We start from the raw sequence: 12,357 nt of genomic DNA, 5'->3' as shown, positions 1-12,357 counted from the left end.
TCATGTCGCCCTCCGGGCGGTGGCCAGGCCGCGCGCCCGGACCGCGAGCACCACCGCCATGGCGGCGAAGAGCAGGAAGGGGGCCGCCGACGGGGCGAGCGCCACCCCGAGTGTCTGGATCTGACCGACGGCCAGCGCCGCGAGCAGCGTGCCGGTCGTCGAGCCGAGGCCACCGAGCACCACCACGACCAGCGAGAGCAGCAGCACCGCGTCGGCGGTGCCCGGCCCCGGACCGATGATCGGCGCGCCGAGCACACCCGCGGCCCCGGCCAGCGCACCGGCCGCGGCCAGCACGCCGACCCGCACCACGGCCGGGCTCACCCCCAGCGTGGCGACCATCTCGGCGTCGTCGACCGCGGCCCGCACCAGCATGCCGGCCCGGGTGCGGCGCACCACCAGGTGCAGCAGGCCGGCCAACACCGCGGCCACCAGGATGAAGACCAGCCGGTACGCGGCGTAGCGGTGCCCCGCCACCAGCACCGACCCGTCCAGCGCGGCCGGCACCCGGACCGGCGGGTCGTCCGGGCCGAACGCGGCCACCAGCAGGCTGCCGCCGGCCAGCGCGACGCCGAAGGTGACCAGCGCCTGGGTGAGGTGCCCGGCCGCCGCGACCCGGGTGAGCAGCACCGCGACCAGTGCGCCGGCGGCGGTCGCGGCGGCCACGCCGGCCGTCAGCGCGAGCACCAGGCTGGCCCAGCTGCCGTCCAGCAGCGCGGCGGCGGTGTAGCCGCCGATCGCGAACAGCGTGCCGTGGGCCAGGTTGAGGAGCCCGGCCACGCCGAAGCAGAGCACCAGCCCGGACGCGGCGACGAACACCAGCAGCCCGTAGGCGACGCCGTCCACGGCCGGCACGACGTACGGGTCGACCGGCACGGCTCAGCCGCCCACGGTGGCGAGGTCGCCCACCACGGTGTTGGACAGGGCCCGGCCGTCCGGGCGGACCTGACGCAGGTACCACTTCTGCACCGGTGCGTGGGTGGTCGGCGAGAACTGCCAGGTGCCGCGCGGGCTGGCGATCTGCCCGAGCTGGCCGATGGCCGCGTTGATCCGCTCCGCGGTGGCGTCGTCGCCGGCCGCCGCGATCGCCCGGTCCAGCACGGCCGCCGCGTCGTAGGAGGCCATCGCGTACGTGGTCGGGGAGCCGTCGTGCTCGGCCTTCCAGGCGGCCACGAAGGCCCGGTTCTCCGCGTTGTCGAGGTCCGGTGAGTAGTTCAGCACCGAGTAGATGTCCCGGGCAGCGTCGCCCTGCGCGTCGAGCACCCCGCCCTCGGTCAGGAAACCGGCGGCGTAGAGCGGGACGTCCCTGATCTCCGACTGGGCGTACTGCTTGACGAAGTCGACGGCGGCGCTGCCGGCGTAGAACGTGTAGACGGCGTCCGCGCCGGACGCCTTGATCCGGGCGAAGTACGGGGTGAAGTTGGTGGTCGCCGGGAACGGCGTGAACGTGGTCTTGCCGTCCGGGTTGGCGAGCTTGCCGCCGGCCTTCGCGTACGCCTCGGTGAAGCCGCGCAGCTCGTCCCAGCCGCCCTGGTAGTCGGGGCCGATCGCGTAGACGCTGCCCTTGACGTCCTCGCGCACGTGCGCCGCGATCGCCTCGCCGGGCTCGTCGGAGAGGTAGGAGGTGTGCCAGACCCGGGACACGTCCTTGAGTTCCGGCCGCCCGTTGGAGCCGACGAACGGCACCTTCGTCTCGGTGAGCAGCGGTTGGACCGCGGCCACCGAGCCGCCGCCGACGATGCCGGTGAGCGCCACCACCCGGTCCTGCTTGAGCAGCTTGGTGGCGGCGGGCACGGCGGTGGCCGCGCCGTTGCCCTCGTCGGCGACGACCAGCTCGACCGTCCGCCCGCCGAGCTTGCCGTCGTGGCCGGACAGGTAGAGCTGGAAGCCGTCGCGGATGTCCTTGCCGACCGACTGGTAGGTGCCGGAGAGCGACGCGAGCAGGCCGATCTTGACGGTGCCGCCGGGGCCGGCGGCCGGTCCGTCGTCGGCGCAGGCGGGCGCCGCGAGCAGGACGAGTGCGAGCAGCGCCGCGGTGCGGGCACGGCTGCGCCGGGGCAGGGTCAGGGACATGGTGTCTCTCCTGGGTGTCAGGGGTGCGGGTCCGGCGGAACGCCGGCGGTCAGCGGCTGCGGCTCAGGGCCGCCCGGGCCGCGGGGGTGAGCGCGTCGCCGATGCGGTTCGCCAGCTCGGCCATCTCGTAGGAGACCTTGCCGACGTCGCAGCGCGGGTCGGCGAGCACGAGCAGGGAGGCGCCGTCGTTGAACGCCATGGAGAACATGAAGCCGCCCTCCAACTGGGTGACGTTGGAGATCACCGCGCCGGCGTCGAAGAACGCCGCCGCGCCGCGCAGCAGGCTGACCAGCCCGCTGCCGGTGGCCGCCAACTGGTCGGCCCGATCCGGCGGGAGGCCACGGGTGGCGGCCACCATCAGGCCGTCGCTGGAGATGGCGATCGCATGGGTGACCTCGGCGGCGCGCTCGGCGAACGCGTCCAGCAGCCAGCCGAGATCCTGGTGGTCGGTCACGTGCACTCCCTGTCGGGTCAGTTGGTGATCAGGTTGGTCCGGCGGCCGGCGACCCCGCGGGCGTACGCCGCCATGGCGGTGGCCACCCGCGCCGGGTCCCGGTGCTCGGTGGCCTGCCGGGGCGCCGGGACACCGCCGGGCACCAGATGCTCCTGCGGCTGCCGGCGCGGCAGCCCGGACGTGGTGGTGCCGGCGACGCGGGGCTCGTCGGCGCGCGCCGCCGTGCGCCAGGCGTCGTCCGCCGGGCCGGCCCAGGACGCGTCGTCGCCCGGCCGGTCGGCCTGGAACCAGTGGTTGACCTGGTCGAAGATGATCAGCTCCTCGGTGGGGGCGTCGGCCGGCTGGAACACCGGGGCGACCGGGAGCGCCCGGTCGGCGGCCGGGCCACCGGCCCAGGGCTGCGGGGCGGGCCGCGCGCCGGCGGGCGCCACCGCGGGCCGCGCGCCGGCGGGCACGACGGCGGCCCGCCCGACCGGCGATGCGACAGTGGCACGGGCCGCCCGTCGGGACGGCCGCTCGGGGGTGAGCAGGAACTCCTCGGGCGGCAGCGGCCGGATCAGCGCGGCCGGCAGCGCCACCTCGGCGATGGTGCCGCGCCGTGGCCCGGACCGGAGCTGCACGGCGGCGCCCAGCCGGGTGGCGAGCTGACCCACCACGACCAGCCCCATCGCCCGCACGGTGGCCACGTCGATGGCGGGCGGCTTGGCGAGCAGGTCGTTGAGCTGCTGCCGCCGGTGCGGGGGCAGGCCGACGCCCTCGTCGCTGATCTGCACGATCACCCGGTCGCCGAGGCTCCGGCCGGTCACCCACGCCTCGGTCGCCGGCGGCGAGTAGCCGGTGGCGTTCTCCATCAGCTCGGCCAGCAGGTGCACCACCTCGTCGACCGACTCGGCGGCCACCGCGACGTCGCCGTCGACCAGGCCGAGACGGATACGGGCGTAGTGCTCGATCTGGCTCTGCGCGGCCTGGAGCACCTGCGGCAGCGGCACGTCGTGGTGGCGGACCCGCCCGACGCCCACCCCGCCCAGCACGAGCAGGCTGGCGTTGATCCGGCCCATCCGGGTGGCGAGATTGTCCAGCGCGTAGAGCTGGTGCAGCCGGTCCGGGTCGGTCTCGTCCCGCTCGACGCGGTCCACCTGGGCCAGCACGGCGTCGACCAGGCGCTGCTCGCGCCGGCTGAGGTGGATGAAGATCTCCGCGGTGTTGGCCCGCATGACGGCCTGCTCCGCGGCGGTCCGCACGGCGGCCCGGTGCACCGCGTCGAACGCCTGCCCGACCTCGCCGATCTCGTCGTCGCCGGAGACCTCCAGCGCGTCGCCGGCCTGGCGACGGGCCAGCTCGTCCGGGTCGACCGAGGCGCTGTCCGGCTGCTGCAGCCGGGCCACCACCTGGGGCAGCCGCTCGAACGCGACAGCGTTCGCGGCGTCCCGCAGCCGGCGCAGCCGCCGGGTGATCTGGCGGGCCACCGCCCAGGTGACCAGCGCGGTCAGCAGCAGGGCCAGCAGGGCCGCGGCCGCCTCCACCACGGTGCGGCGACGCTGGTCCGCGTGGGCGGCCCGGATGTCGTCGAGCACCGCCCCGTCGACGCGCAGGCGCAGCTCGGCCAGGCGGACCGCCCACTGCTGGGTGGCGGTGAGCCAGGTGCCCAGGTCCAGGTCGAGACGGTCGCCGGCCGCCGTCCGGGCCACCTGGTCGAGGAGCCGTTGCAGCCGCAGCGCGTTCTCGCCGCTGCCGGCCTGCTCCCACCAGCCCTGCCAGGCCGGCCGGGCGAGCGCCAGGAAGGCCAGCGACGCCTCGGTGAAGCCGGTCCGGGCGGCGGTGATGTCCTGCTGGAGCGCGGGCGTCACCTGGCCGGCGGTGACCGCGCGCAGCACCGCCACCTGCTGCTGGCCGACCGCCTCGGCCACCTTGGACAGCGCGGCGGAGGCCCGGATGCCGTCCGCGATCCGCGGCTCGACCACGCCGAGCGTGACGCTCTCCCGCAGGCCGAGCAGGTCGGCGATGACGATGCGGTAGCTGAACGTCATCGCCGAGACCGAGGCGCGTTCGGCGGTGCGGACCTGCGCCCGCAGCGGGGCGAGGTTGGCCAGCGCCGTGTCGATCCGCGGCAGGACGGCCTGTTCGGCGGCGGCGCCGGCGGGCACCCGGGCCCGCTGCCGGCGGTATCCGGCGACCGCGGCGTCGGTGGCGGTGGTGGCGTCCGCGAACGCGTCCTGCTGGGCGGGGGCGCCCCGGGTGAGCAGGTCGGCGGCCACGATCCGCTCGTGTTGCAGCCGGTGGGCCAGGCCGCCCGCCTCGGCGCCGAGCTGGGCGAGCTGGCCGAGGTCGCTGGCGCGGGCGGTCTGCCGGGCGCTCTCGGTCAGCGCCAGCCCGGCGAAGCCCATCACGGCGACGAGCGGGGCCGCCACGATGAGGCGCATCCGGCCGCCGATGCGCCAGCGACGGCGGCGGGTCGGGTAGGGTCGGGCCGCGTGGGACCTCGTGCTCGACGCCACTGCTGACTCCCGCACTGATCGGCAAAGTTCAATCTGCACTTGCGGATTGCACGTCTCATTCCGCCGGAAGCCACGCGCCGAGGCCAGACCCGACCGTGGTACAAACAGGCCGTACCAGCATCTGTACCCAGAGTTGGCGATGCCGACGGCGTACCCGGGCCCGGTCAGTGCCGGCCGGCCGCCGACGGCGGCGGGCCCTCGGGTTCGGGCTGCGCGAGCACCTGACCGATGAGTTCCCGCAGCTCGTCGATCGCCGCCACCACGGCCTGCGGATCGCGCGGATCGCGCCGCGCGGCCGGCGGGCCGGCCGGATCCACCTCGCCGAGCCGGGGTCCCCGTCGGCCGTCCGCCGCCAACTGCTCGGCGGCGACCTGCGGCCACAACTCGGCCAGCCGCCCGTCGGTGGCGAGCACCTCGTCGCAGCGGACGGCGAACTCCTGGCTGCCGAACCGCCGGCCGGACTCGACCGCGGCAACCGTCTCCCGGCTGAACCGCACCCGCTCGGCCAGCGTCCGCTGGGTCAGGCCGCGCCGGGTCCGCCAGCGGCGCAGCTCGGCACGGAACTGGCGGCTGGCGGCGGAGGGAGCGGCGCTCGACGCGGGCGTGCGATCCATGTGCTCACCTTCGCGACGCCGGACCGGCATCGGCAGCAGATCGAGGACGGGTGATGACTGGGCGTTCGCAGGGGGTCATTCTTAACCCACCGGCGTACGGGTGTGAAGACGTGACTGCGCTGCGTGTCCGTCGCCGGCGACCGCGGCGTCGCCCGGTCACGCCGCCGGCCGCGCGACCGGACGGTGGCCGGTCGGCACCTTCGGCGCGACGATCACCGGCAGCCCCCGGTGCGCACGGAACGCCAGGTTGGGCCGGAAGACGCGGGGATGCCCGGGGGCCGGCCGCAGGTCCGGCAGCGCCGCTGCGAGACGGGTGAGCGCGGTGCCCGCCTCCAGCCGGGCCAGCGCCGCGCCGATGCAGAAGTGCGGGCCGTGACCGAAGGAGAGGTGGTCGTGCGCGTCCGGCCGGCCCGGGTCGAACCGGTCCGGGTGGCCGAACACCGCCGGGTCCCGGTTCGCGGCGCCGATCAGCAACAGGCAGCGCGCCCCGGCCGGGATCGTCACGCCGCCCAGCGTGACCGGGCGGTTGGTCACCCGCAGCCAGCCGTCGATGGCGGGCGCGAACCGCAGCGTCTCGGTGACGAACGCCGGCACCCGCTCCGGGCGCTCGGCGAGCGACCGCCACCGGCCCGGCTCGGACAGCGCCCGGTCCACCGCGTGGGCGAGCAGCCCGGCGGTGGTCTCGTGCCCGGCGACCAGCAGGTTGAACACGATGCTCGACACCTCGGCGGTGGTCAGCACCTCGTCGTCGCCGCCCCGGTACGCCAGCAGCTCGGTGACGTAGTCGTCACCGCCGCCGTCCAGCCGGCCCCGCACCAGGTCCTGGCAGTAGTGCCAGAACTCCAGCAGCCCGCCGGCCAGCCGGACCTGCTCGGCCGGGTCCGGGCTGCCCCAGACCAGGGCGATCTGCCCGTCCGCCCAGGCCCGGATCCGCGGCACGTCGCGCGCCGGCACGCCGAGGATGTCGAGCAGCACCAGCAGCGGCAGCTCGGCGGTGAACGCCGGGACCAGGTCGACCTCGTCGCCGGCGCGGGTGGCCAGCCGCGACACCAGCTCGTCCACCCGGCGGCGCACGATCCGGCCGTAGCGCTGCTCGACCCGCTCCGGGGTGTTGGCGAACGTGACCCGCAGCGCCCGCCGGGTGCGGGGATGCACCGGCGGGTCGGCCGCGGCGGTGGTGGGCGGCGCGTCGATCCGGGCGACCAGGGCCAGCGCCTCCGGGCAGATGTCGTACACCGGGGCGAGCGTGAGCGCGTTGCCGAACGTCCGCGCGTCGGCCAGCGCCCGCCGGACGTCGGCGTGCCGGGTGATGAGCCACAACCCGAGTTCGTCGTCGTGGTGCACGCCGCCGTCGGCGGCCAGCAGGCGGGCCCAGACGCCGGCCGGATCGGTGAGATACGCTCCCGCGAACGGATTCAACCGCATGACCGCCTCCTGCACTACCGGCCGCTTTCCTTACCGTGCGCCACCGGGCGAACACGCGTCAAGATTTGCCGGCATCAATCTATTTCTGCCGCTTTCCCGCAACTTGCGCCCTGCTCCTTGCCCTCCGCACACCCGGCCCGCAGGCAGAATGGGCGCATGCGGGCGGTGGTGTTCGAGGAGTTCAACGCGTGGCCGGGGGTGCGGGAGGTGGCCGACCCGGTGCCGGCGGGCGACGGGGTGGTCGTGCGGGTCGGCGCGACCGGGCTGTGCCGCAGCGACTGGCACGGCTGGCAGGGCCACGACCCGGACATCCGGCTCCCGCACGTGCCCGGACACGAGTTCGCCGGTGTCGTCGCGGCGGTCGGCGCCGACGTCCGCGGCTGGCGGCCGGGCGACCGCGTCACCGCGCCGTTCGTCTGCGCGTGTGGGCGGTGCCCCTCCTGCCTCGCCGGCGACCAGCAGGTCTGCGAGCGGCAGACCCAGCCGGGTTTCACCGGCTGGGGCTCGTTCGCGGAGTACGTGGCGGTGCGGCACGCCGACGTCAACCTGGTCCGGCTGCCGGACGAGGTGGACGACGGGACCGCCGCCGCGCTCGGCTGCCGGTTCGCCACCGCGTTCCGGGCCGTGGTCGCGCAGGGCCGGGTGGCCGCGGGCGAGTGGGTGGCCGTACACGGGTGCGGCGGGGTGGGCCTGTCCGCCGTGATGATCGCGGCGGCGAGCGGCGCCCGGGTGGTGGCCGTGGACGTCGCGCCCGCCGCGCTGGAGCTGGCCCGACGCAGCGGGGCCGCGGTCTGCCTGGACGGCAGCGCGCTCGGCGGTCCCGGCGAGGTGGCCGCCGCGGTCCGCGACGCGACCGGCGGCGGCGCCCACCTCTCGCTCGACGCGTTGGGCAGCCACGCGACCTGCGTCGCCTCGATCGAGGGCCTGCGCCGGCGCGGCCGGCACGTGCAGGTCGGCCTGCTCCCCGCCGCGCAGGGGCGGCCCGCCCTGCCGATGGACCTGGTGATCGCCCACGAGCTGGAGTTACGGGGCAGCCACGGGATGCCGGCCCACGCCTATCCCGAGCTGCTGCGGCTGGTCACCGCCGGGGTGCTGCGCCCCGGCGAGCTGGTCACCGGCGTCATCGGGCTGGCCGACGCACCCGCCGCGCTGGCCACGATGGACCGGCCGGCCACCGCCGGAATGCGGCTCGTCCGCCCCTGACGGCGACGGGCCGGCCCGACGTCGGGAGGACCCGACGCGGACCGGCCCGCGGCCGAGGGTGATCAGTCGGTGACGGTCACCGAGACGGTACGGACCGGCTGCTGGTACTGCCCGTAGTTGTCCATACCCCGGATCGTCACCGTGTACGTGCCGGCCGGCACGACCGGCGACGTGTACGCGAAGTTCGACCCCGGCGAGCCCGGGCTGGTGAGGAACGACGCGATCCAGGTGCCCGCCCGGCCGAACGTGCCGGCCGCGTTCATCCCCTGCCCGGCGGCGTTGGTGATCTGCAACTCCACCTTCTGCATGCCGACGTCGTCGACCGCCCGGCCGGTCACCACGATCCGGCCGCCGGAGTAGACCTCGCCCTCGACCGGCGTGATGCTCGGCTCCAGCGTCGGATCGAGGTCACCGGGGTAGACCAGGTACTTGGCGGTGGCGCCGGCGGTCGACCCGTCCTGCTGGCCGGCCGTGTCCACGGCCCACGCCTCGACGCTGTAGGTGCCCTTCGTCGGCAGGTCGATCGGGAGCGTGAACGCGGTGCTCGTGGCGTTCGGGTTGGCGAGCGTCGCGTCGATCGTGGCGAACGCGGCGGCCATCGTGCCGTTCGGCTGCACGTACCGGCCGGTGTCCAGGTCGCGCAGCGCCACCCGGACGGCCTTGACGCCCTTGTCGTCGGTCGCCGTGCCGGCCAGGTCGAGGTGCAACCGGTCGACGTTCTGGTCGGTCCCGGTGAAGCTGAGCAGCCCGTTCGGGAAGGCGTCGCCGGGCACCTGCGCGGTGACGGTGAGCCGGCCCAGGTTGGTGTTTGACGTGGTCAGGCCGAGCTTGTCGGTCGCGCGGACCCGGAAGTCGTAGACGCCGGGGGTGAGCGGGACCGTGGTGAAGGACCAGTCGAACGTCGCGGCGTCGAGGTTGGTCGGGGAGATCCGGTGGTACGCGGCGACCGAGTCGGCGCCCCAGGTGCCGTCCGCGGCCAGCGCCTCCCGTGTGGTGTTGTTGCGCAGGTAGATCTCGACCGACTTCAGCGCGTCCTCGTCCGCGGCGGTGCCGGCGAACGTGACCGTGGCGCCCGGCGCCACGGTCAGCGGCGCGGCGGCGGTCGGCGGGGTCATCGCCACCGGCGCGGTGATCGCCACGGTCGGCGGGACGCCGGTCGCCGAGACGGTCCAGTCCCGGGTGTCACCGCGCAGGTCGCTCTGCCCGGCCGTGTCGACAGCGGTGGCGGTCATCCGCCACTGCCCCTCGGTCGGCAGCGTCACCTCGTACTGCCAGGTGGCGGACGTCGCGCCGAGCACGTCCGGCTCGCCCCGGAACGTGTTGTAGACCGCCGCGACGCTGCCGTCGTCCTGCAGGTACCGGTTGTCCGGCGTGCGGAACGAGTAGATCATCGAGCTGACGCCCTTGTCGTCGGTGGCGGTGCCGGTGGCGACGAAGCTCTTCGTGGCGATCAGGCCGGCGGTCGGCGCGGTGATCCGGGTGGCCGGCGGCAGGTCGTCGAAGCGGAACGCCTCGATCTTCTTGATCGCCTTGGTGGTGTCGCCGGCCCCGTCGCGGCCGACCGTCCTCGCCTGGATCTGGTAGACGCCGGCCGGCAGCGACACCGGGAGCTTCCAGGTGGTGGACGTGGCGTTCGGCGCGGCGACCGTCGCGTTGAGCGACTTGAACGCACCCCAGGTGGTCAGGTCGGCCTGGAGGTACTTGCCGCTGTTGCGGTCCATGACCTCGACCTGGACCTTGGACACGCCGGCCGGGGCGAGCGCCTGGCCACCCAGGTCGAACGACTCGCCGGCCTGCTTCACCGCACCCTCGATCGGGGTGGTGATCGTGGTGTCCAGCGCCGCCGGCGCCGGCTCCTTGGACAGGTCGAAGAACGCGACCCGGCCGGTCGTCTTGCTGCCCTTGACGTTGCCGTCGCCGCCGACGAGCAGGCCGCGCGTGGTGGCCAGCATCGCCTTCTCGCCCTCGTACGAGTTGGAGCCGGGGTTCCACTCCAGCGCGGTGCCGGTGAGCGGATCGAGCGCGCCGAGGTGGTCGCGGCGGACCACCTGGTCGCCGAGGCCGTATCCGCTCAGGCCCTGGCCGGTGCCGTAGCCGACGTTGTCCAGGCCGGGCCACGGCACGTTCGAGGTGGGCGACTCCTGCCAGCTGAAGTGACCGCCGACGTAGACGGCGGTGGCGGTGATCGCGACCGAGTAGATGCTGTCGAAGTGCCGCGAGATCCAGAGCGGCTCGACGTGGTCGTTTCCGGTCAACGGGTACGCGATGGCGGTGTCGTTGATCGGCGGGCGGTCGCCGCCCGATCCGCTGGTGACCACGAAGTACGAGTCGTCCGGCGCGATGTCGCCGGCGAAGACGCGCTGGATGCCGCCGACGAAGGAGAGGTTGTCCTCCCACAGCCGGGTACGCCAGGGCAGCAGCGCCTTGCTGGCCGTACCGATCAGCGCCACGCCGTAGCGGTCCTGCCCGGCGATCTGGCGGCCGGTGTGCACGACGAGCAGCTTGCTGCGGTCGTGGGTGAGCTTGAGCTGCTGCACGGTGAGCATGCCGCCGACGCCGATGCCACCGGTGACCGGCAGGTTGAACGCGGTGTCGACGGCGCCGGTGGTCGGGTTGAGCGCGGCCAGGCCGCTGCGGGCGACGCCGTTGACGGTGGCGAACTGGCCGCCGACGTAGACGGCGGTCGGGCTGACGGCCAGCGCGGTGGCCCGCGCGTTGGCGGTCGCGGTGAACGCGGCCACCGGCGCGCCGGTGGTCGGGTTGAGCCGGGCGATCTTGCGCTTGGCGACGCCGTTGATGGTGTTGAACGAGCCCGCGATGTAGAGCGACGACCCGTCCGGCGACGCCTCGACGGCCGCCACCGCGCCGTCGATGGTGGGCTTGAAGCCGGTGTCCACCTTGCCGGTGTCCAGGTTGTACGAGGCCAGCGACTTCTGCGCGATCGCGGTGCCGCCGACGTTCGCGATCGAAGTGAAGGTGCCGGCGATGAAGACGCGGTTGCCGATCACCTCGATGTCGGTGATCTCGCCGTTGGTGATCCGCGGCGTGTCGGTGCGGGGCGTGGTCGGCATCAGCCGGGTGTCCCCCGGCGTGACCTGTGCCCTGGTGGCGACCGTACGGGCGGCGCCGAGCGCGGCGCTGCCCCCCGTCGCCTGGGCGCCGGTGCGCCCGGTGACTCCGGCGTCGGTGACGGTGACGACGGCGGCCAGCGCCGGCACCCCCGCCACCACGACCGCGCCGGCGGCGAGCACCGCGACCGCGCGACTCCAAACTCGCATCGAGACAACTCTCCCTGTCCGCCCGGACGGCGCCCCTCGGGTGACTCCCGACTTCCCTCCGTCCGCGTGCCGGAGGTCACCGTAGGAGGCAAGGACTTCTCGCGATACGCCGCCGCACCGGTAATCGACCGCTCGTCATCAATTCCGGCCACACGGCGACCCTGCTCCACCGATCGGCTGGCCCCGCGCCTACCGCCCGGGCACCCGCCCCGCCTTTCGGCCCCGTCCCGAGCCGGCCGTCCCGCTCGCCCGGGCCGCCCGGGCCGCGCCATGATCGACACCAGCTCGGTGACGTGGCGGCATCCCCGCGCGCCGGATCACCCCACCTCGGCGAGGTGGTGTCGATCAAGCCGCAACTCGACGAGCGCGCAGCGGGAAGAGGCGACCGTGCGGGCAACGCCGAGGCGGGTGACAGGTGGGCGACTGCCGGGGGGTGAATTGCCGACACCAGGCGCCGAGAACGCCAACCGTTTCGGCGGACGCCTGGATATCCGACAGAAGCGGACCGTCGGAGTAATTGCCGACTCGATCGCGATGAATCGGCACGGCGGTTCCGCCGCAACGCAGCCGCCGACGACGGGTCGCCATAACTGGGCGGGATTGACCCGGACGGTATTCCATCGAAGATCACCCTGTCAACGGCGCCACAGGCGACCGATCTGAGCAGCCACGACAGACCGGCGATGCGACACAGGACGCCTCATCGCCGCATCCGACATATCCCTCCACAGTGGTGTCGAGGCGGCGGAAGCTCCCGATGACCGAAACGAGCGACATCACCCCGGAGGCCGACCAGGAGTGCGCGTCAGCCCCTCGCA

8 protein-coding genes are annotated in these 12,357 nt (G+C 74.5%); 1 reads left to right on the top strand and 7 read right to left on the bottom strand.

Annotation, left to right across the window (positions count from 1 at the left end):
- The 6 genes from ACH495_RS14620 to ACH495_RS14595 all read right to left on the bottom strand — a co-directional run bounded on the left by ACH495_RS14620 (position 1) and on the right by ACH495_RS14595 (position 7,058).
- Positions 1-873 carry a branched-chain amino acid ABC transporter permease gene (locus tag ACH495_RS14620; protein ID WP_396858222.1) on the bottom strand — a complete coding sequence of 291 codons (873 nt, stop codon included), beginning with the start codon at positions 871-873 and terminating at the stop codon, positions 1-3.
- A gap of 3 nt (positions 874-876) precedes the next feature.
- Positions 877-2,070, bottom strand: a complete 1,194-nt coding sequence (locus ACH495_RS14615; protein ID WP_396858221.1) for an ABC transporter substrate-binding protein — start codon at positions 2,068-2,070, stop codon at positions 877-879.
- Between the two features lie 49 nt (positions 2,071-2,119).
- Positions 2,120-2,524 carry a roadblock/LC7 domain-containing protein gene (locus ACH495_RS14610; protein WP_107156703.1) on the bottom strand — a complete coding sequence of 135 codons (405 nt, stop codon included), beginning with the start codon at positions 2,522-2,524 and terminating at the stop codon, positions 2,120-2,122.
- A gap of 17 nt (positions 2,525-2,541) precedes the next feature.
- Positions 2,542-4,944 (bottom strand): nitrate- and nitrite sensing domain-containing protein, encoded by a 2,403-nt coding sequence (locus ACH495_RS14605; RefSeq protein WP_396858220.1) that lies wholly within the window; start codon positions 4,942-4,944, stop codon positions 2,542-2,544.
- Between the two features lie 239 nt (positions 4,945-5,183).
- Complete coding sequence (locus ACH495_RS14600) at positions 5,184-5,633, bottom strand: helix-turn-helix transcriptional regulator (RefSeq protein WP_396858219.1); 450 nt, start codon at positions 5,631-5,633, stop codon at positions 5,184-5,186.
- Between the two features lie 156 nt (positions 5,634-5,789).
- Positions 5,790-7,058 carry a cytochrome P450 gene (locus ACH495_RS14595; RefSeq protein ID WP_396858218.1) on the bottom strand — a complete coding sequence of 423 codons (1,269 nt, stop codon included), beginning with the start codon at positions 7,056-7,058 and terminating at the stop codon, positions 5,790-5,792.
- A gap of 156 nt (positions 7,059-7,214) precedes the next feature.
- On the opposite strand from ACH495_RS14595, the gene ACH495_RS14590 reads away from it, so the two are divergent.
- Positions 7,215-8,261: a zinc-dependent alcohol dehydrogenase family protein gene (locus tag ACH495_RS14590; RefSeq protein WP_396858217.1), complete on the top strand. Its 1,047-nt coding sequence runs from the start codon at positions 7,215-7,217 to the stop codon at positions 8,259-8,261.
- 62 nt (positions 8,262-8,323) lie between these two features.
- Here ACH495_RS14590 and ACH495_RS14585 read toward each other — a convergent pair whose 3' ends face one another.
- Positions 8,324-11,539, bottom strand: a complete 3,216-nt coding sequence (locus tag ACH495_RS14585) for a hypothetical protein (protein WP_396858216.1) — start codon at positions 11,537-11,539, stop codon at positions 8,324-8,326.
- Positions 11,540-12,357 lie beyond the last annotated feature (818 nt).

This window comes from Micromonospora sp. NPDC018662 (assembly GCF_044391475.1).
Lineage (GTDB): Bacteria > Actinomycetota > Actinomycetes > Mycobacteriales > Micromonosporaceae > Micromonospora.
This window is presented reverse-complemented; position numbering and strand designations above follow the sequence as displayed.

Coding starts and splice junctions, on each gene's coding strand:
- ACH495_RS14615 (WP_396858221.1), bottom strand. CDS start 2,070: ATGTCCCTGACCCTGCCCCGGCGCAGCCGTGCCCGCACCGCGGCGCTG.
- ACH495_RS14605 (WP_396858220.1), bottom strand. CDS start 4,944: ATGCGCCTCATCGTGGCGGCCCCGCTCGTCGCCGTGATGGGCTTCGCC.
- ACH495_RS14600 (WP_396858219.1), bottom strand. CDS start 5,633: ATGGATCGCACGCCCGCGTCGAGCGCCGCTCCCTCCGCCGCCAGCCGC.
- ACH495_RS14595 (WP_396858218.1), bottom strand. CDS start 7,058: ATGCGGTTGAATCCGTTCGCGGGAGCGTATCTCACCGATCCGGCCGGC.
- ACH495_RS14590 (WP_396858217.1), top strand. CDS start 7,215: ATGCGGGCGGTGGTGTTCGAGGAGTTCAACGCGTGGCCGGGGGTGCGG.
- ACH495_RS14585 (WP_396858216.1), bottom strand. CDS start 11,539: ATGCGAGTTTGGAGTCGCGCGGTCGCGGTGCTCGCCGCCGGCGCGGTC.